Consider the following 19457-nt stretch of genomic DNA (forward strand, 5'->3'; position numbering starts at 1 on the left):
GTACAACGCATGAAGCGAATGGCCGGACTTTCCGCACTTGCCTTGATTATCTCCAGCACCAGCGGCTGCGGATGGATCTGGGGGCCGGAAGGTTATTTCCGCGACCGGGGTAGCGATTACCTGCAGGCGCAACAGACTGCACCGATGCAACTGCCACCTGATGTCAGCGTCGCCAAACGCCTGGATCCGTTGCTGCCGATCCCGCGCAACGTGGCCGACGACAGCGTCAAGGGCGAATACGTTGTCCCACGTCCGCAGCCGCTGTCGGCCATGGCCGATGCCAGCGACTACACCCTGCAGAAGAGTGGCGATTCGAGCTGGGTCATGGCCCAGCATCCACCGGCCGAAGTCTGGCCCGTGGCAATCCAGTTCTTCCAGGACAACGGTTTCCGCCTGGACGAACAACGTCCGCAGACGGGTGAGTTCACCACCACCTGGCAACGTTCCGATGAGCTGTCCGCTGCCATGGCCAAGCGCATGAGCGCCGCCGGCGTCGCTGCCGACAGCGAAAGCCGCGTGCGGGTGCGTATCGAGCCGGGCGTGCAGCGCAATACCAGTGAAGTCTATGTGGTCAGCGCCCAGCGTCCTGCCGGTAGCACCGCTGACGTGGCGTTTACCAACCGTTCGGTCAATACCGGCCTCGACGCTGCGCTGGTGGACGACATGCTCGCCAGCATGAGTCGTACCGCCGAGCAGGGTGGTTCGGTCTCGATGCTGGCGTCCAAGGAGTTCGATGCGCCGAGCCGTGTCAGCCTGAGCGAAGACGGCAGCGGCAACCCGGTGCTCAACGTCGGCTCCGACCTGGACCGTGCCTGGTCGAGTGTTGGCCGTGCACTGGAGCAGGGCGAATGGCGGGTTGAAGACATCAACCGCAGCCTGGGCCTGTACTACATCAACCTCGCCGAGAAGGCCGAGAAGAAAGACGAGAAGCCTGGCTTCTTCAGCGGTCTGTTCGGCGGCAAGCCGGACAAGGAAGAAGTTGAAGCGCGCGCCGAGCGTTATCAGGTTCGCTTGAGCAAGGTGGGCGACAACGTTCAGGTGACCGTCGAGAAGAACATCAACACCGTGGCGCCGGCCGATGTGGCCCGCAAGGTGTTGGGCGTGATTCAGGACAACCTGGGCTGATCCGATGCGTTTTGCCGTTCTCGGCAGCGGTAGCCAGGGCAACGGCACGCTGGTAGCCAGCGCCGGCACGTATGTGCTGGTCGATTGTGGTTTCTCCCTGCGGGAAACCGAGAAGCGCCTGTTGCGCCTGGGTGTGCATCCGGCGCAACTGAGCGCGATACTGGTGACCCACGAACATGCCGATCACGTGCATGGCGTGGGTTTGCTGTCTCGGCGCTACAATCTGCCGGTCTACCTCAGTCGCGGAACGCTGGGTGGCCTGCGCAAGCCCATCGAGCCCGCTGGTTTCGTGGCCGGGGGCGAGCAACTGCGCATTGGTGCCCTGGATATCAGTGTGGTCAGCGTGGCGCACGATGCTCGGGAGCCGACGCAATATGTGTTCTGCGACGGCGAGCGGCGTTTCGGCTTGCTCACCGACCTGGGGTCATATTGCGAGCGGGTGATGGACAGCTATCGGGACCTCGATGCGTTGATGATCGAGTCCAACCACTGCCGCGACATGCTGGCGCGCGGTTACTACCCGTACTTCCTCAAGCAGCGGGTAGGCGGGGAGCGCGGACATTTGAACAACCATCAGGCGGCGTTCCTGGTGGCCGAGTTGGGCTGGCAAGGCCTGCAACACCTGGTCCTGGCCCATCTGAGCAGCAAGAACAACCTGCCGCAGCTGGCCCGGCAATGTTTCGTCGACACCCTAGGGTGCGACCCGGACTGGCTGCAACTGGCCGATCAAGATTCAGGGCTCGACTGGCGACATATCGCCTAGCCCACTACTTAGCAAGCGGAGCCCATCATGGAAAAACGTGAAGAACTCTACCGCGGCAAAGCCAAATCGGTTTACAAGACCGACGACGCTGACCGCTTGATCCTGCTGTTTCGCAACGACACCTCGGCGTTCGACGGCAAGCGCATCGAACAGCTCGACCGCAAGGGCATGGTGAACAACAAGTTCAATGCCTTCATCATGCAGAAACTCGAAGCCGCCGGCGTGCCGACCCAGTTCGACAAGCTGCTGGGCGACAACGAATGCCTGGTCAAGAAACTGGACATGATCCCGGTCGAATGCGTCGTGCGTAACTACGCCGCCGGTAGCCTGGTCAAGCGCCTGGGCGTGGAAGAGGGCATGAAGCTCAACCCCTACACCTTCGAGCTGTTCCTGAAGGACGACGCCAAGGGCGACCCGTTCATCAACGAATCCCATGTCGTGGCGTTCGGTTGGGGCACCGCCGAGCAACTGGCTCGCATGAAGGAGTTGTCCCTCAAGGTCAACGAAGTGCTGAGCAAGCTGTTCGACGACGCCGGCCTGCTGTTGGTGGACTTCAAGCTTGAATTCGGTGTGTTCAGCGACGGTTCCATTGTCCTGGGCGACGAATTCAGCCCGGATGGCTGCCGCCTCTGGGACAAGGCCACCAAGAAGAAGATGGACAAGGACCGCTTCCGCCAGGGCCTCGGTGATGTCATCGAAGCCTACGAAGAAGTCGCCCAGCGTCTGGGTGTACCGCTGTAATCGACGCAAGCATCTGATAGCACGGAAAAAATTTCGCTCGGGGGTTCGCTTCCGACAAATGTGCTGGTATGATGCGCGCCACTGGAGAGATGCCGGAGTGGCCGAACGGGACGGATTCGAAATCCGTTGTACTGGCGACAGTACCTAGGGTTCAAATCCCTATCTCTCCGCCATTATTGAATACGACTAAGCCCCTGAAATGGTTGAACATTTCAGGGGCTTTTTCGTTTCTGCGTTTTGGTTCAGGACAGTTTTGGGCCAAAAAGACTCGTTATGCTGCCGTCCGAGTCTGCTCTGTGGATGCGTTTGATAGGTTGACTGTCGACTTGGAAAAGGGGCGGGAGACTTAGACGCGAGATAGCTTGGACCACTGAGTCACCTGGGATATCTCATCGTACAGTGGTGGGGGCTGTCAGAAATTACTCTCGGACACCGAGCTTGTCCGGCGCCCTTTTCAAGGCGATATCTGTCCCCCGCAAACGTTTTTCCCACGACAAAAAATCTGTTCGTGCGGCCCTCCCAGCCCCAGTACTTCATTGTGACAACTAGACTAATGGTCTATAGCTCAAGTCATGCTTGCCGATAGGTAAGGCAATCCAATCAAAGGAGTGTCCCCCCATGCCGCGGTTCTTTGCCGATCTTGGCTTCCGCTGGAAAATCACCCTGCCAATTGCTTTCCTGGCGCTGTTGCTAGTGCTGATGGGGTGGTCGGGCATGCGTGGCATCGATCAGGTGACGCAGTCGAGCACACAGCTGACCAAGCGTAATTTGCCGGCCATCAGCCTGTTGCTCAATGCCGATCGCGATCTCTACCAGGCTTTTGTGGCCGAGCGCAGCCTGCTCGGTGGCAATGCGGGGGGGCATCTGGAGGCTCTGCGTGCCAGCCATAGGGACAACCTGAAGCAGGCTTATGATCGTGTGCAGAAATATGCCTCGATGCAGCCGGGGGCCGAGGCGCTTGCGCTGGTTAGTCAGTTCAATGACCGCTTTGCCCAGTGGTCGCAGGTATCGCGGCAGGTCGTCGAGCTGGCCGCGAGCAATCCGCAAGCGGCCAGCACCCTGAGTTTTGGTGATGGTGAAGGTAAGTTCGATACCATGCGCGATGCCATCGACAAGCTTGGCGAGCTGGAGGATGAAGCAGCGCTTCGCGAGGGGCAGGCAGCGATCGATCATGGTCAGGCCGTGGGGGTGCAACAAGGTGGCATTCTGTTGGTGGGGCTGCTCGGTTGCATCCTGCTGATTGTTGCCCTGCCAATGGTTGTGCTGCGTCCAATGCGTCGGTTGCTGCACCGGGTTGAGCAAATTGCCGAAGGTGGCGGTGACCTGAAGGGGCGGCTCGAGGTGCGTTCGGCTGATGAGTTGGGGCAGCTTAGCGGTGCCTTCAACCGCTTTCTCGACAAGCTGCAGCCGCTGATTGCCGAGGTGGGCCGGGTGACCGGGGAGGTCGATGCCGCGGCGCGTAACATGGCCAACATGGCGGCTACCAACGACAAACTGATCAGCAGCGAGCATGCGGCGCTCGATCAGGTCAGTACGGCCGCGACCCAGATGAGCGCCGCCGTGCATGAGGTGGCCCACAGCGCGCTGAATGCTTCGGACGCCGCGCAGCAAGCCACCAGTCAGTCCCGCGATGGCGCCGAGGTTGTCAGCAGCACCATCGAGTCGATCCGCCAACTGGCCCAGGAAGTGGAGAGCGCTTCTGGCACCATCGAGGCATTGGCCCAGGAGACCTCCAGCATTGGCGCGGTACTCGAGGTCATTCGAGGCATCGCCGAACAAACCAATCTGCTGGCGCTGAACGCCGCCATCGAGGCTGCGCGGGCCGGCGAGCAAGGCCGCGGGTTCGCGGTCGTGGCCGACGAAGTCCGGGCGCTGGCGGCGCGTACCCAGGACTCGACCAAAGACATCCAGGTTCGCATCGAGCGTCTGCAAGCCGGTGTCGCCAAGGCAGTACAAGCCATGCACGTTGGTAGCACCAAGGCCCGCGACAGTGTCGAGCGCGCCGCGGGCGTCGATCAGGTACTCAGCGGCACTGGTGGGTCAATACGACGGATCAACGACATGGCCGCGCAGATTGCCAGCGCGTGCGAAGAGCAAAGTAGTGTCACCGAGGAGATAGCTCGCAACATCTCCGACATCCGTGACTTGTCCAACGAAGCGGCGGAGAACTCCGCCCAGAGCATGCAGGCCAGTCGGCAGCTTTCCAGCCTGTCGATGAGTCTGGCTGAGCTGACTGGCCGCTTCCGGGTCTGAGGCAGGGGCGAGCGTGGGCACTTGCGAATCTTTGGCGGCGCTCACCAAGGACCGCCAGCAAGCCTTGCATCAGGACGGTTTCGTCCTTTTGCCCGCAGTGTTGAACAGCGCGCAGATCATCGATCTGCGCCGTGCAGTCGATCAACTCAAACCCCAACACTGGGACTACAGCGGCGTCATTGACCACTACAAATGTGTCTTCAATCGCGATCCGTTCTGGCTGCCATTTCTGGATATGAGCGGGGTGATCGAGTTGGCGGAGGCGGCTTTGGGGGAGGACTGCCATATCATCGGCCAGACGGCCTGGCGCTGCCATCCTGGGTTTGTCGGGGCCCCCTTGCACCTGGACTATCTGGTGATGGAATTGCCGCCAGATCTGCTGATCGATCCAGCGTTTGAGTTGCCGATGCAGATTTGCACCGCGCAGTTTTACCTTGATGACATCGATGTCGACTTGAGTCCTACGTGCGTCATCCCTGGCAGCCATCGGGCGGGGCGGGCGCCAATGACGGGCGAGACACAGTGGCGGGGGCGATCCGCCCAACCGGTGTTGTGTCGGGCTGGCGATGTGCTGATGCTGCGCAGCGAGTTATGGCATGCCGGCAGCGACAACCGGACCGCCGACCGCACGCGCTACCTGTTGCAGGTGCACTATGGCCGGCGGATGGTCGCGCAGAAGTTCTCGCCTTACCTGCACTGGCAATTCAATCCGGTCGTGCTGGCTGCCGCGACACCTCGCCAACGACGCCTTCTGGGTGATCACCAGGAAGCTGAATACGATTGAGTTCCTGGCGTATTCAACGGGGGCAAGGATGGGGAAGTAGTCTCAGATCCAGACGTCATTGACTGCCGTTCGCTCATTGGTTTGCTCGCCGGTATTGATGACGCCACGAGGTTCGATCAGCAGCAGCTTCACTTCCCGGGCGGCGAAGGGCTTGTGCTCGATGCCCTTTTTGACGACGTACATCTCGCCGGGGCCAATCGTCACCGCACCGTCACGAAAGTCGATCCGCAGTTCGCCTTCGAGCACGATAAACGTTTCATCGGTGTCGGCGTGGCTGTGCCAGACGAAGTCACCTTCGAGCCGGGCGATCTTGAATTGGTAGTCGTTCATTTCAGCCACGACTTTCGGCGTCCATTGTTCCTGGAACAGGGCGTACTTTTGAGCGAAGTTGATGGGCGAGTATTGAATGGTCATCGGGGCATGCTCGTGTTGTGAGGGGATAAGCGCCACCTTACTGTCCTGGTCGGAGGCGGTATTGCATGATCGTGCAGCTTTTGCAGCGCCAGGCTTGGGCTTCAGCGGAGCATTTTCAGCCAGCGTGCCGGTGAGATACCGAACGCCTGGGTATGCAGCCGGGTCATGTGGCTCTGATCGAAGAAGCCACTGGCCAGCGCGGCATCGCTCAACGGCATGCCGTGGAATATCAGGCGACGGGCCTCATTCAAGCGACGCTGGGTGATGTAGCGATAGGGGCTGGTGCCGTACAGCGCACGAAAGTCCCGGGACAGGCTCCACCGGTCCCGACCGCTTGCCTGGACCAAGTCATCCAGGGTAATGGCCTGGTCAAGGGCATCATGGATGAACAGGCGTGCACGTTCCGCCGCCGGGTAATCGAGCAAGCGCCGCCCGCGCCGGTCGCCCGCGGCGATATCGAGTGCCTGGGCCACGTCGTAGATGGCGTCCTCTTCCTCCAGCGGGTCGAGGCGATGATCCATGCTGTTCAACAACCTGCGGGTGGCGATATTGAGGCGAGGGTCGCTCGATAACCCACCTTCGATAAAGGGTAGCGGTCTGCCGCCCAGCACTTGCTGGATCAATGACGGTTCAATGTAGAACATCCGGTAACGAAAGCCATCGCTCGTCCCCGCCTCACCATCATGAACCTCATCCGGGTGCAGGACGATGGTTCCACCGGGCTGGCTATGACGCTTGCTGTGCCGGTAATTGAAACTCTGGACACCGGAAAGCGTGACCCCGATGGCGTAGGTGTCATGCCGGTGGGTGGTGTAGCCATGGCCACTGAAATAGGCTTCGATGCGTTCCAGCTTCCTGGACTCAGGCGCCCGCACCAGCCAGTCGCGATTGTGGTTGGATTGAATCATTGGGACTGGCCTCTCGCTTTTGTTTGTACACGATACCTTTCTGGCGGGCCCGGGTTGAGGCCGCAGAAAGCTGCTCACACCGGAGCAGCTTACGGGTCGATACCGCGCGGGCTGTCTAGATTTCCTTCACGGGCGTCTCGCCCTGAACATTTTTGATCAGGCCGATGACGTGAAGGCAGTCAGCCTTGTTCACGTAGGATTCGCCGCTGGCGATCGTTTCGTGGTTGCCTGCTCTCAAACGCCAGCGCCATTGGCCTTTTCCGCTGCTTGGGGTGCCTCGGGTCTGCCTGTAGATTTCAAAATACATCGGTTCGCTCCATGCGATTAACTCATTCAAGACATGCATTGCACATGTCGTTTCAAGCCTAGCCAAGCCGTTCGTTTTCGCTATCGCAAATACGTTTCCAATGGTTATGAGATATTGCCAACAATTACAGCCCTTTGCTCTAACTGACTCGTAACGGGAGCCATGGATGAACCGCAACGAATTGCGCAAGGCCGATATCAATCTGATGGTGGTTTTCGAGACGCTGATGCTTGAGCGCAACGTGACTCGAGCAGCGGAAAAGCTGTTCCTGGGCCAGCCGACCATCAGCTCGGCCCTCAATCGATTGCGTACGCTGTTCAACGACCCGCTGTTTATTCGCGTCGGCCATCGCATGGAACCGACGGCTCGAGCCGAGGAGATCATCCAGCATCTGTCGCCGGCGCTGGACTCGCTGTCGGTGGCGCTGAGCCTGACCCATGATTTCGATCCCTCCAGCAGCACCATGACGTTTCGCATCGGTCTGTCGGATGACGTCGAGTTTGGCCTGTTGCCGCCGCTGTTGAGCAGTCTGCGCGAGGAAGCGCCGCACATCGTATTCGTGGTCCAGCACGTCGATTACTGGCGTATCCCCGATTTGCTCGCGAGTGGTGACATCACCGTGGGTATCAGCCAGACCCGTGGGCTACCGGCCAACGCCAAGCGCAAACTGCTACGCCACATCCGGCCCAGCGTTTTGCGAGCCGATGCATCGGACACGCCACTGACGCTCGACGAATATTGCTCGCGACCGCATGTGCTGGTGTCCCACACCGCCAACGTCTCCGGTTTCGTTGACGAATGGTTGGCCGAGATCGGTCGTCAGCGCCAAGTCGTGTTGTCCGTGCCGCAGTACAGTGCGTTGCCGGCGCTGCTGGCCGGTACTGACCTGCTCGCCAGCCTGCCGGACTATACCGCCGTCGCCATGGCCGCTTCCGGCCAATTGTTCAGCGAACCCTTTCCTTTCAAGACCCCGACCCTGGATTTGTCCATGGTCTGGCTGAGCCATGTCGACAGCGATCCGGCCGAACGCTGGTTGCGCTCCCGGCTGGAGGCGTTCATGGGCGAGGGTGGCGTTTCGGGGCGCCCCTGACAGCGCAAAGCGGCGAAACAAATCCTGCGTAAAAAGAAGAAAGTCGAGGTATGGTTGCGACGGTTGAAACCACTTGGTCATATTTTCGAATGGGAGTCGAACACATGCCTCACCTGCACATGGAGTACACCGCCAACCTGCCCGAGCTAAACGCCGATGCTGCACTGATGCGCCTGAACAATGCGCTGGTGGCCTCCGGTCAATTCGCCGCCGAGTTGGATATCAAGAGCCGGGCCGTGAAGCACGAGACTTTCCGGGTGGGTACGAGTCTGGGCGAGCGTGGTTTCGTACACGTGAAACTGGCCTTGCTGAGTGGCCGCTCGCCGGAAATCAAGAAACAACTGTCCGCTAGTCTGCTGGCGATAATCCAGGATTTGGGGCCATGGCCGGCCGGGGTCAGCGTGCAACTGTGCGTGGAGATCCTCGACATCGACCGAGAGTCGTATGCCAAGGCCTTGATCGGTCAATGACGATCAGGCTTGGCTTGTGGCGCAGGTCTTGATGATCTGTTCGCGTAGCCAGGCGTTGGCGCCGTCCTGATCGAGGGCCAGGCTCCATTGCATGTTCAAAGTAAACCCCGGCAGGCCCTTGGGCACTTCGTGGTAATTGAAGATCGCCTCGTTGGCCAGCAATTTCTGGATACGGCGGGGTAGGGTCAGGATGAAGTCTGTGCCGGTAATCATCTTCAAGGCTGCACTGTAGCTGTTGGCGCGCGCGGCAAGCTGGCGTTGATGTGCCTGCTGTGACAACCAGCCATCCACCATGTTGGTGGGCGAGTTCCAGGGCGTCGGGAAAACGTGCCGGCGCCCCAGGAACGCCTGAAGGCTCAGTTGCGGATCCAGCGGCGTCGCCCGTTTATCCACCACACAAACCAGGTCCTCCTCCAGCAACTGTCGGGATTTGAAATCGGCATGGGTGCTGTGAAAGTTCGGACCGAAGCAGATCACCAGGTCCAGTGTGCCGTCACGCAGTTCTTGGGCAGGAATGTCGGCTTCGAGCCTGTGCACGTTCACTACCACTGGCAGGTCAGCGTAATCGAAGCCTTGCAGCAGGGGCGGCAGGATCAGGTGCTCAAAGTACTCCGGTGCGCAAATATTGAAAGTGACGGCTTGCCGGCGCGGATCAAACGTCGGCGCACCGGCGTGACACGAGTTGATGCTTTGCAGGATGGCGCGCACATGATCGTACATGCCCCGGGCTTTATAGGTGGGCCGCATGCCGGCGCGGGTGTTGATAAACAGCTCGTCTTCGAAGCAGGTTCGCAGTTTCTTGAGGCAGTAACTGACCGTTGACTGACTGACACACAATGCCTCGGATACATCGGTGACGCTGCTTTGCTCATACACGGCGCTAAACACCATGAGGTCCTGCATATCGAGCTTTCTGAGGGAGTTACTGTTCAGCATCCGTTCTGTCTCGCTGTGCTCCTTGCGCGGATCTTGCGCAATCAGCTGTCGATCCTAACGGAACGATCGTCCCAAGAAAATGCCATCGAGGCTGTTTCACGGTCGGGAGTGGGACAGATAATGTTGTGAACACGACGGGTCGACTAACGCTTGGCTTGTTTGCCATTGTTTAGCCTGGTTTGATCCAAGCTCCATCAAATCAGTGTTTATCGACCCTTGGTGCCGTGGGACGCTTCCAGGGTGTATTTCCTGTGATGCGTTTATGGACGGTTGGCCCGCGGCATTCCACTACTCGTCATCCGCCGTGGTCGGCTCGGTCGGCCGATTCACGCCTGCCGTTACCCCCTCACTGTGCGCGCTGCCCTCTGAACTGGCTTTTTGGGCGCTCTGGCATTGTCGCCATGCACGTCCTCCGGATGCTCGTATCTGCTGTTGATCATCAACGGTGTTCGCTGATGGCGAACACGTACTGACGGCGCCTCATCGCCCGTCCGACACGTCAATACGAGCCTTCCCATGAGCCTTTCCAGTTTTTCTTTCGCGCCCGTGCAACAAGCCCAGGCATTCCTGGCGCAATACCCGGATATCGAGCTGTTCGAACTGTTTATTCTCGACAACAATGGCGTGCCTAGGGGCAAGTTGTTGCATCGGGACGAATTGCTGGCGGTGTTCGAAAGCGGTCGCCCATTGCCCAGTACGATTCTGGGCTTGACCCTCAATGGCGATGATGTGGAAAACTCCGGACTGGTGTGGGATGTCGGTGACATCGATTGCCGGGCCTATCCCATCAGTGGCAGTTTGCAGCGCATGCCGTGGCGGCTGATTCCCACGGCTGCCGTGCAGGTCAGCATGCATCCTCAAGAGGGCATGCCGGCGACGATCGCCGATCCGCGTTATCTGCTCAGCCGGGTGATCGAGGCCTTGCAGGCGGACGGTTATTACCCGGTGATGGCGGCGGAGCTGGAGTTTTATCTGCTGGACGAACAACGTGACAGCCAGGGCCGACCGCAACCGGCGCGAGATGCTGACGGCGGCAGGCCACGCGCCACCCAGGTCTACGGCTTGCGTGAACTGGAGCAGATCGAACCCTTCCTGGCGGACCTTTATGCGGCGTGCAAGCTGCAGGGCATACCGGCCCGCACAGCTATTTCCGAATACGCGCCGGGCCAGGTGGAGATCACCCTTGAACACCGCACCGATGCCCTGCAGGCCATGGACGAAGCGGTGCGCTACAAGCGCTTGGTCAAGGGCGTGGCGCATAAGCACGGGATGGTGGCGTGTTTCATGGCCAAGCCCTTCGATCACCTTGCGGGCTCCGGCATGCACATGCACGTCAGCCTCGCCGACCGCGATGGGCACAACCTGTTTGCCAGCGAAGCGGCTGATGGCACGCCGTTACTGCGCCAGGCGGTAGGCGGGATGCTCGACACCTTGCTCGATTCGCTGCTGATGTTCTGTCCCAACGCCAATTCCTATCGTCGATTCCAGAGCAACAGCTACGCGCCGCTGGCGGCGACCTGGGGGGTGGACAACCGCACCGTGAGCCTGCGAGTTCCCGGCGGCCCGGCTTTCTCACGGCATATCGAACATCGCATTTGTGGCGCCGATGCCAACCCGTATCTGGCTGCCGCCGCGATACTGGCCGGCATCCATCGTGGTATCCGTGAACAGTGCGATCCCGGGACGCCGGTCGAAGGCAACGGTTACGCCCAGGCGACTGAGTTATTGCCCACTGATTGGCTCACCACCCTGCGCGCCCTTGAGACGTCGACCTGGGCGCGGGACGCCTTCGGCGACGAATTCCTCGGTGTTTACTTGGCGGTCAAGCGCGCCGAGTACCGTCAGTTCATGGGGGAAGTGGGTGAGCAGGATTGGCGCTGGTATTTGAATCAGGCCTGACGGCCGCTTAAAAAATTATTTAATGGCAACTTTTTCACGAAAAATTGATGGTGGACTACCTAAAGTTTGTGGTGCCGTAGGGGGAACGAATTTTTCACATTCTTTTCGGCACTTCTTTTTAAAAGAGTAACTTTCAGGAAGCCGTCAACCATCATGCTGACTATTAAAGCCGTGCGCCCGGAGTGGGTGACGCTGGTCGCCAGTGCCTTTCTATTAGTGGGTTTCAACGTAATTCTCTGGCAACACCTGCTCACGATCACGGCGGCTGACGGTCGGGGCACGTTGTTGTGCGTGGCGTTTGGCGTGATGATTTTCGCTGCATTCAATCTGGTGTTGACGCTGCTGGCGTTCCGTCCGGTGCTCAAGCCATTGTTGATGTTACTGTTCCTGATCAGCGCTGGTGTGGCTTATTTCATGGCGCAATATGGCGTACTGATCGACGCCGGCATGTTGCGCAATTTCGCTGAAACCAATGCCACGGAAGTCCGCGACCTATTGTCGCTGAAGTTATTTGCCTACCTCGGTCTATTGGGTGTATTGCCGTCCTGGTTGTTATACAAGACACCGATCAACTATCGCCGCTGGCCCAAAGAGCTATTAAGTAAGTTGATTTTCGGTGTGGCGTCGGCCGCTGTCATTGGCGTGGTCGCCCTGGCCAACTACCAGGGGTTGTCTTCGCTGTTTCGCAATCACCACGAGTTGCACTTGATGGTCGTGCCGAGCAACTACATCGGCGCTTCGATCGGCTATTTGCGTGAACAGGTAGCGTCTGCCAAGCAACCGTTCCTCCCGCTGGGCGAGGATGCGACTCGCAACCCCGTTTGGCAAACCCACGCCCGTAAGTCCCTGACCGTACTGGTGGTGGGGGAGAGCGCCCGTGCCGAGAACTTCGGCATCCTCGGTTATAAACGCGATACCACCCCGACGTTGGACAAAGAGGCCGGCCTGATCGCGTTCACCGACGTGCATTCCTGCGGCACTGAAACCGCTGTGTCGGTGCCATGCATGTTTTCCAACATGGGGCGCAAGAACTACGACGCCAGCAAGGCCAAGAATGAAGAAGGGCTGCTGGATGTGCTCAAGCGCGCCGGGTTGGAGGTGATCTGGCGTGACAACCAGTCCGGCTGTAAGGGCACCTGCGACCGGGTCATCGTGCAGGATGTGAGCAATCTGAAGGACCCAACCCTGTGCGCGAGCAGCGAATGCCGCGACGAAATCCTGCTCCAGGGTTTGCAGCATTTCATCGATACCCTCGACAAGGACACGGTGTTGGTCCTGCATCAGATGGGTAGCCACGGGCCGGAGTATTTCAAGCGCTATCCCAAGGAGTATGAGCATTTCACCCCGGTGTGCGAAAGCAACGCGCTGAACAATTGCAGCCGCGAGAGCATCGTCAACGGCTACGACAACACCCTGGTGTACACCGATCATGTGCTCTCGACCCTGATCGACTTGCTGCGGGCCAATCAGGACAAAGTCGATACGGCCATGTTGTACCTGTCGGACCATGGCGAATCCTTGGGCGAATACAACCTGTTCCTCCATGGCACGCCGTACATGCTTGCCCCAGAGCAACAGAAACATGTGGCGATGCTGGCCTGGTTCTCCGACAGCTATCAGAAGGCGTTCTCGGTCGATACCCATTGCCTGCAACTGAGTCGGCAAAAGCCCTTGAGCCAGGACAACCTGTTTCACTCGATGCTCGGGCTGCTGGAAGTCAACAGCAAGGTTTACAACCAGGACCTGGACCTGTTTGCCAGTTGTCGCGGTGCGGTGATAGACGGAGTGTTGGCGCGGGAATGACCGCCTACACCTTTTTTTCACGCATGGCCGTTTAACCTGTCATCCACCCTTTTCCCCAAGAGCCGTTCGTATGTCCGGGTTACCCCCATCCAATGTCGAGCTTGAGTTCGCCAGGCATCACGACCAGGAGCATGCGCAGGTCTGCTGTCAGCCGACGCCTCGTCGGCTGCGCTTTACGTTCTGGCGTGACGAGCAAATGGTGCGTAACGCCCTGAAAGTGGCCGGCGAGCCGGGGTTGGTGCTCGATGTTGCATGTGGGGCGGGACGGTTCTGGCCGGTGCTGGCCGAGCACGCCAACCGGGTGATCCTGGCGGCGGACCCTTCGCCGGACATGCTTGAGCATGCGCTCACCCACCATGGCGGCGCGTTGCTCAAGCGGGTCAAGACGTTCCCGAGTTCGGCGTTTACCATCGGGCTGTCGGCCAACGCGGTCGATTGTATTTTTTGTCTGCAACTGTTTCGGCACGTCAACGCCAGCGAGCATCGCCTGGCGCTGCTGCGCGAATTTCATCGGGTCAGTCGCGACACGGTGATCGTGTCGGTCCAGATCGAAAGGCGCCTTAAAATCGGCCATCCTCCGCAAAGTAGTCTGGTCGGCAAGTCTGACGTCGAAGCCGAGTTTCGTCAGGCCGGTTTTACGGTGCTGTGGTATCAGGATTTCTTGCCCGGTTTTGCGATGACGCGGGTTTATGTATTGCGTAAGGCCGGTTAAGTCCTGATGTAAGCCCAGATGTAGGACTATTCTTGTCTTTGCGCAGGCTATTTCTCTCAGGCTCCTGCTCTATGGATGCTCGCAATCGCCGGCGGCGATATATACTGCGCGCCATTCTTCAAGGGAGAGCCGTGTGGCCATCGATATTCACTGGATTCGCGACAACGATAGCCTCGGTCAGTTTTGCGCCGAATGGCAGCAGTTGCCATTCGTCGCCCTCGACACCGAATTCATGCGGGTCGACACCTTTTATCCGATTGCCGGTTTGCTGCAGATCGGCGACGGCAAACGTGCCTACCTGATCGACCCCTTGACCATCGACAACTGGCAACCTCTGGCCGCGCTGCTGGAGAATCCGGCGGTGCTCAAAGTGCTGCACGCCTGCAGTGAAGACCTTGAAGTGTTGTTGCGCCTGACGGGCAGCCTGCCCGCGCCGCTGTTCGATACCCAACTGGCCGCTGCCTACCTGAACCTGGGCTTCTCCATGGGCTATTCGCGGTTGGTGCAGGAAGTGCTGGGGATCGAATTGCCCAAGGGCGAGACTCGCTCCGACTGGTTGCAGCGGCCCCTGTCCGAAACGCAGATCAGCTACGCGGCTGAAGATGCGGTGCATCTAGCTGAAGTTTTCGTACAACTGCGCCCGAAGCTTTCCGACGAAAAATACAGCTGGGTCTTGGAGGACGGCGCCGAACTGGTGGCCAACCTGCGTCGCGAAGTCGACCCCTATGAGGTGTACCGCGAGGCCAAGCTGGCTTGGAAGCTGTCCCGTGCCCAACTGGCCGTGCTGCGGGAACTGTGTGCCTGGCGCGAGCGCGAGGCGCGCGCCCGTGACGTGCCGCGCAATCGCATCATCCGCGAGCATTCGCTATGGCCCCTGGCCCGCACGCAGCCGGATAACCTCGGCGCCTTGGCGAAAATCGAAGATATGCACCCGCGCACCGTGCGCCAGGATGGTGAGTTTCTACTGGACCTGATCCAGCGTGCCGCCAGCGTGTCGCCCGAGCAATGGCCGCCAGCGGTGGCCGAGCCGTTGCCCATCGAGGCCTCGACACTGGTCAAGCGCCTCAAGGCGCTGGGGCAGGCTGAAGCCGAGCGCCTGGAGATTGCCCCTGAGCTGATGCTACGCAAGAAAACCCTCGAAGCGCTGATCAAGAGCGGCTTCCCCGAGGGCCCTTACCAATTGCCCGATTCGCTGCGTGGCTGGCGCCGCGAATTGATGGGCCAGGCGCTGCTGGACAGCCTGGCCACTGCCGGAGAACAGCCTTGAAACGTATCTGCTCCATCTACCGAAGCTCGAAGAAAAACGAGATGTACCTGTATGTGCTCAAGAGCGATGCCTTGAAGCGTGTGCCGGAGCCCCTGATGGCTGCCTTTGGCAAGGCGATCCATGCCTTCGACCTGGTGCTGAGCCCCGAGCGGGAACTGTCCCGGGAAGACATCGGCAAAGTGCTGGAAAACCTCGACACCCAGGGTTATCACCTGCAAATGCCACCGCCTGAAGACGAGTACATCGAACATTTGCCCGAAGAGTTGCTGCGCCGCAACGACCCGGTCTGAGGATTCCCCGGGGCCCCGTCCTGGGGGCTCTTGAAACACTGGAATGGTTTATTGGCGATGACCGCCTGGATGGAGCGACACTCTGTCGGCGGTTCTCTGCATTGTTTTTGAAAGGTTTGATTCATGCGCGTTCTGATTGCCGAACACGACCACCCGGTGTACGCCCAGCTTTTGCGTCAGGCTGCACCCGATCTCGAAGTCCTGACCAGCGGCGACTCCGCCGAACTGTCGCGACTGGCCACCGACTGCCCGGTCTGGCTTGGCCAGCCGGATCTGCTGGCCACCCTGTTACGCCAAGGCCATCGTCCTCTCTGGCTGCAATCGACCTGGGCGGGCATTACGCCGCTGCTGGCCGAGGGCTTGACGCGCAATTACCGCCTGACCCGTGCGGTGGGCATTTTCGGCCAGGTGATGGCCGAGTACGTGCTGACCTACATGCTCGGCCATGAGCGCGAGGTGTTGGCGCGGCTGGTCAGCCAGGTCGAGCGCAAGTGGGACAACCGCCAGGGGCAAGGCTTGGCCGGGCGCAAGGTGTTGATCGTCGGGACCGGCGATATTGGCCAGCGCGTGGCGCAGTTCCTCGTGCCGTTTGGCGTGCAGCTGTATGGCATTGCCAGTGAAGCCCGGGAGTTGGCGCCTTTCATCGAGGTCGGGGCGCTGACGGATCTGCCGCGTCTGGTTGGCGAGGTGGATTACGTTATCAACCTGCTGCCCAACACGCCCAATACCCATGATGTATACGACGCGGCGTTGTTCAAGCAATTCAAGCCAACCGGACTGTTCATCAATGTCGGGCGCGGCGTGGCAGTGGTGGATGCGGATCTGGTGCAAGCCTTGAAAGAAGGGCATCTGGCCGGCGCAGTGATCGACGTTTGCCGTCAGGAACCGCTGCCGCAGCGTCATCCATTCTGGACCGCCTGGGGCTTGCTGTTGACCGGTCATAGTTCGGCCCCGACATCACCGACGATGATGGTGCAGTTGTTCCTGGAAAACCTGCGGGCTTATCAGGCTGGCGAAGCACTGCGCGGGGAAGTGGATTTCACCCGGGGCTACTGAACCCGATCCAGTGTGAACCATTGTGGGAGCGAGCCTGCTCGCGATGGCGGTGGGTCAGTCGACTCCAATGTTGGCTGACCCGGCGCCATCGCGAGCAAGCTCGCTCCCACATGTTTAAAGGCTGAAATCGCCTTCCGCCACCAGCTCGCTCAACGGCCGGCGCGGGCTTGGAGTTTCGCGGGCCTGGAGGTACTCGGCCAGTGTCGATTTGTCCCCCAGTTTGCCGATCGCCACGGCCGCGTGCAGGGCATAGCCTTGCGGGATCTTCAGTTCTTTGCGGGTCAGTTCCTGGTCGAAACCGGCCATGCCGTGGGTGTGCCAGCCGCTGAGGCTGGCTTGCAGCGCCAGGTGGCCCCAGGCCGCGCCCGTGTCGAAGGTATGGGATTGCGCGGGGGTTTCTTCGGTGGCGCCGGGCACGGCGAAGGTGGTTTTCGAAACAATGATCACCAATGCCGAGGCGTGTTGGGCCCAGCCGCGGTTGAATTCATTGAGCAGGCCCAAAAAGCGCTCCCAGTTCGGTGTGTCGCGGCGCGCATACAGGAAGCGCCACGGCTGCGAGTTGTAGGCCGACGGTGCCCAGCGTGCGGCTTCGAAAAAGCCCAGCAGGGTTTCTTCGGCAATGCTCTCGCCGGTGAAGGCGCGGGGCGACCAGCGTTCGATGAACTGAGGGTGGATAGCGTAATCGGCAATGCGGGGATTGGCGCTCATGGGTTTACCTTGACGGGGTCGGGAAAGTGGATGAAGCAACCTACGTCCCGGCGTCCGGCCTGACAAGCCCCCACTTACCGACAGTCGCCAACGCTTGGCCTGAAGAGGCCCCGGCACTAGACTGTCGGCCTTTTCACCACCTGATGTTGATGCTCGAGCCATGGCCGCCAAAGTCGAACCGTTCTGGATACGCAAAACCCTCGATCAGCTCGATCCGCAGGAGTGGGAATCACTGTGCGACGGCTGTGGCCTGTGCTGCCTGCAGAAGCTCGAAGACGAAGACGACAACAGCGTCTATTACACGCGCATCGCCTGCAAATTGCTGGACCTGAAAACCTGCCAGTGCACCGACTATCCCAACCGTCGCGACTTTGTCCCCGACTGCATCCAGCTCACGCCGGGCAAAGCCGATGAGTTCAAGTGGCTGCCACCGACCTGTGGCTATCGGCTGGTCAGCGAGGGCAAGGACTTGCCGTTGTGGCACCACCTGGTCTGCGGCGACCGCGATGCCGTGCACCACGAACGTATTTCCCAGTCCGGGCGTATGCTGGCCGAAGGCAGCGTGCCCGAAGAGGATTGGGAAGATCATCTGATTTTTCGCGCCGGCTGAGTGACCAGGCGAAGCACTACCAGGGAGAACCCATGGCTGCAGGATTGAAACGAATGCTGGCGGCCGGGCTGCTGGTGATGTGCGGGCCACTGTGGGCGGCGCAGAAAGTTGACCTGGATTATCACGTGCATCTGTTGCCGCAGAGCGATCAGGCTGAAGTACGCCTGACCTTGGCCCGGGGTTCGGCGGTGCGCAGCCTGGATTTCGACCTCGGCAACGGCAGCCGCTACAGCGACTTCAAGGCTGACGGTCTATGGCAGCTCACGCCGGGCAAAGACGCGCGAGGCGTATGGCGCCCGGCTGCCGACAAGGCGAGCCTGAGCTACCGCGTGCGCATCAGCCAGGCCCGTAAGGCGGGCACTTTCGAGGCCCGCATGACCCCAGGCTGGGCCTTGCTGCGCGGTGACGACCTGGTGCCGTCGGCCAAGCTCGATCAGCAGGATGGCGTCGAACTGGTTGCCCGTCTGGAAGTTGAATTGCCTGCTGGCTGGAAAAGCATCGAAACGCCCTGGCCACGCATCGGCAAGCAACGCTTTCGCATCGACAACCCCTCGCGGCTGTTCGACCGTCCCACGGGCTGGATGCTCGCCGGCAAACTGGGCAGCCGTCGTACACGCCTGGGCGAGACCGAAGTCACGGTGGCCTCGCCCCGAGGCCAGGGCATGCGCCGGATGGATGTGCTGACGCTGCTGACTTTTGTCTGGCCGCAGGTACAAGCGCTGGTGCCGCGTCATCCTGCCAAGCTGCTGATTGTCGGTGCGGGCGATCCGATGTGGCGTGGTGCGCAGGCCGGGCATGACTCGATTTATCTGCACAGCCGTGCGCCTCTGGTCAGCGAACGGGGCGGTAGCCCGTTGTTGCGCGAATTGGTGCAGGCGCTGGCGCGTGTCAACGACCATGATCGTAGCGACTGGATCAGCGAGGGGTTGACCGAGTACTACGCCATCGAACTGCTGCGCCGTGCCGGCGGCATGAGTGATGAGCGCTATCAGGTCCTCAATGATCGGCTCGCCCGCGACAGCAAGGGGGTCACCACCTTGCGCGGCGAGCAGGTCGGCCCGGCGGTGGTAGCCAAGGCGGTATTGCTGCTACAGGAGCTGGACCGCGAGATCCGCTTGAAAACCCGTAACAAGCGTTCGCTGGATGATGTGCTGCAAGGGGCGATGCGCCTGGAAACGATCGACACCAAGGAGTTTGTGCAGCTCAGTGAAAGCATCCTGGAGGGGAGCTCTACTGTGCTGGATACTCGGTTACTTCAGTGACACCGTCATCGCGAGCAAGCTCGCTCCCACATTGATCGATGTCGTACACAAATAGTGTA

20 protein-coding genes and 1 tRNA gene are annotated in these 19457 nt (G+C 60.1%); 16 read left to right on the plus strand and 5 right to left on the minus strand.

What is annotated here, in order from left to right; translation table 11 throughout:
* The first annotated feature begins 9 nt into the window (after nucleotides 1–9).
* The 6 genes from bamC (at nucleotide 10) to J9870_RS07255 (ending at nucleotide 5666) form a co-directional block, all read left to right on the plus strand.
* The gene (bamC, locus tag J9870_RS07230) at nucleotides 10–1125 is read left to right on the plus strand and encodes an outer membrane protein assembly factor BamC (RefSeq protein ID WP_210643304.1); all 1116 of its coding nucleotides are present in this window, start codon (nucleotides 10–12) and stop codon (nucleotides 1123–1125) included.
* Between the two features lie 4 nt (nucleotides 1126–1129).
* Nucleotides 1130–1888 (plus strand): MBL fold metallo-hydrolase, encoded by a 759-nt coding sequence (locus J9870_RS07235; RefSeq protein ID WP_210643305.1) that lies wholly within the window; start codon nucleotides 1130–1132, stop codon nucleotides 1886–1888.
* Nucleotides 1889–1915: 27 nt separating this feature from the next.
* A complete protein-coding gene (gene purC / locus J9870_RS07240; protein WP_016963914.1) occupies nucleotides 1916–2629 on the plus strand; it encodes a phosphoribosylaminoimidazolesuccinocarboxamide synthase in 714 nt (237 codons plus the stop codon).
* Nucleotides 2630–2712: 83 nt separating this feature from the next.
* Nucleotides 2713–2802, plus strand: a tRNA-Ser gene (locus J9870_RS07245).
* A gap of 445 nt (nucleotides 2803–3247) precedes the next feature.
* Complete coding sequence (locus J9870_RS07250) at nucleotides 3248–4882, plus strand: methyl-accepting chemotaxis protein (protein WP_210643306.1); 1635 nt, start codon at nucleotides 3248–3250, stop codon at nucleotides 4880–4882.
* 13 nt (nucleotides 4883–4895) lie between these two features.
* The gene (locus J9870_RS07255; RefSeq protein WP_210643307.1) at nucleotides 4896–5666 is read left to right on the plus strand and encodes a phytanoyl-CoA dioxygenase family protein; all 771 of its coding nucleotides are present in this window, start codon (nucleotides 4896–4898) and stop codon (nucleotides 5664–5666) included.
* A gap of 42 nt (nucleotides 5667–5708) precedes the next feature.
* Here J9870_RS07255 and J9870_RS07260 read toward each other — a convergent pair whose 3' ends face one another.
* The 3 genes from J9870_RS07260 to J9870_RS07270 all read right to left on the minus strand — a co-directional run bounded on the left by J9870_RS07260 (nucleotide 5709) and on the right by J9870_RS07270 (nucleotide 7295).
* Nucleotides 5709–6080, minus strand: coding sequence for a cupin domain-containing protein (locus J9870_RS07260; protein ID WP_210643308.1), 372 nt, complete (start codon nucleotides 6078–6080; stop codon nucleotides 5709–5711).
* A 101-nt stretch (nucleotides 6081–6181) separates the two neighbouring features.
* A complete protein-coding gene (locus J9870_RS07265; protein WP_210643309.1) occupies nucleotides 6182–6988 on the minus strand; it encodes an AraC family transcriptional regulator in 807 nt (268 codons plus the stop codon).
* Nucleotides 6989–7103: 115 nt separating this feature from the next.
* The gene (locus J9870_RS07270; protein ID WP_210643310.1) at nucleotides 7104–7295 is read right to left on the minus strand and encodes a DUF1508 domain-containing protein; all 192 of its coding nucleotides are present in this window, start codon (nucleotides 7293–7295) and stop codon (nucleotides 7104–7106) included.
* 166 nt (nucleotides 7296–7461) lie between these two features.
* Here J9870_RS07270 and J9870_RS07275 point away from each other — a divergent pair, with 166 nt between their 5' ends.
* Nucleotides 7462–8385, plus strand: a complete 924-nt coding sequence (locus J9870_RS07275; protein ID WP_210643311.1) for a LysR family transcriptional regulator — start codon at nucleotides 7462–7464, stop codon at nucleotides 8383–8385.
* Nucleotides 8386–8489: 104 nt separating this feature from the next.
* On the plus strand, nucleotides 8490–8855 hold the full coding sequence (locus J9870_RS07280; RefSeq protein ID WP_210643312.1) for a 5-carboxymethyl-2-hydroxymuconate Delta-isomerase: 366 nt from the start codon (nucleotides 8490–8492) through the stop codon (nucleotides 8853–8855).
* Nucleotides 8856–8858: 3 nt separating this feature from the next.
* Here the strand turns inward: J9870_RS07280 and J9870_RS07285 are convergent, their stop codons facing one another.
* Nucleotides 8859–9791 (minus strand): LysR family transcriptional regulator, encoded by a 933-nt coding sequence (locus tag J9870_RS07285; protein WP_210643313.1) that lies wholly within the window; start codon nucleotides 9789–9791, stop codon nucleotides 8859–8861.
* A 516-nt stretch (nucleotides 9792–10307) separates the two neighbouring features.
* On the opposite strand from J9870_RS07285, the gene J9870_RS07290 reads away from it, so the two are divergent.
* The 6 genes from J9870_RS07290 to J9870_RS07315 all read left to right on the plus strand — a co-directional run bounded on the left by J9870_RS07290 (nucleotide 10308) and on the right by J9870_RS07315 (nucleotide 16818).
* Nucleotides 10308–11690, plus strand: a complete 1383-nt coding sequence (locus tag J9870_RS07290) for a glutamine synthetase family protein (protein WP_210643314.1) — start codon at nucleotides 10308–10310, stop codon at nucleotides 11688–11690.
* A 153-nt stretch (nucleotides 11691–11843) separates the two neighbouring features.
* The gene (locus J9870_RS07295) at nucleotides 11844–13493 is read left to right on the plus strand and encodes a phosphoethanolamine--lipid A transferase (RefSeq protein WP_210643315.1); all 1650 of its coding nucleotides are present in this window, start codon (nucleotides 11844–11846) and stop codon (nucleotides 13491–13493) included.
* Nucleotides 13494–13563: 70 nt separating this feature from the next.
* Nucleotides 13564–14205 (plus strand): class I SAM-dependent methyltransferase, encoded by a 642-nt coding sequence (locus J9870_RS07300; protein WP_210643316.1) that lies wholly within the window; start codon nucleotides 13564–13566, stop codon nucleotides 14203–14205.
* A 133-nt stretch (nucleotides 14206–14338) separates the two neighbouring features.
* Nucleotides 14339–15472 carry a ribonuclease D gene (gene rnd / locus J9870_RS07305; RefSeq protein ID WP_210643317.1) on the plus strand — a complete coding sequence of 378 codons (1134 nt, stop codon included), beginning with the start codon at nucleotides 14339–14341 and terminating at the stop codon, nucleotides 15470–15472.
* On the plus strand, nucleotides 15469–15762 hold the full coding sequence (locus tag J9870_RS07310; RefSeq protein WP_210643318.1) for a YcgL domain-containing protein: 294 nt from the start codon (nucleotides 15469–15471) through the stop codon (nucleotides 15760–15762). The genes rnd and J9870_RS07310 overlap by 4 nt, the downstream gene beginning before the upstream one ends.
* A 123-nt stretch (nucleotides 15763–15885) precedes the next feature.
* The gene (locus J9870_RS07315; RefSeq protein ID WP_210643319.1) at nucleotides 15886–16818 is read left to right on the plus strand and encodes a D-2-hydroxyacid dehydrogenase; all 933 of its coding nucleotides are present in this window, start codon (nucleotides 15886–15888) and stop codon (nucleotides 16816–16818) included.
* A 114-nt stretch (nucleotides 16819–16932) separates the two neighbouring features.
* On the opposite strand, the gene J9870_RS07320 is transcribed toward J9870_RS07315, so the two are convergent.
* On the minus strand, nucleotides 16933–17526 hold the full coding sequence (locus J9870_RS07320) for a nitroreductase family protein (protein WP_210643320.1): 594 nt from the start codon (nucleotides 17524–17526) through the stop codon (nucleotides 16933–16935).
* A 160-nt stretch (nucleotides 17527–17686) separates the two neighbouring features.
* Here J9870_RS07320 and J9870_RS07325 point away from each other — a divergent pair, with 160 nt between their 5' ends.
* Both J9870_RS07325 and J9870_RS07330 read left to right on the plus strand, forming a co-directional pair.
* Nucleotides 17687–18136 (plus strand): YcgN family cysteine cluster protein, encoded by a 450-nt coding sequence (locus J9870_RS07325; RefSeq protein WP_210643321.1) that lies wholly within the window; start codon nucleotides 17687–17689, stop codon nucleotides 18134–18136.
* A 32-nt stretch (nucleotides 18137–18168) separates the two neighbouring features.
* A complete protein-coding gene (locus J9870_RS07330; RefSeq protein WP_210643322.1) occupies nucleotides 18169–19398 on the plus strand; it encodes a hypothetical protein in 1230 nt (409 codons plus the stop codon).
* Nucleotides 19399–19457 lie beyond the last annotated feature (59 nt).

The organism is Pseudomonas sp. Tri1 (assembly GCF_017968885.1).
Classification (GTDB): Bacteria; Pseudomonadota; Gammaproteobacteria; order Pseudomonadales; family Pseudomonadaceae; genus Aquipseudomonas.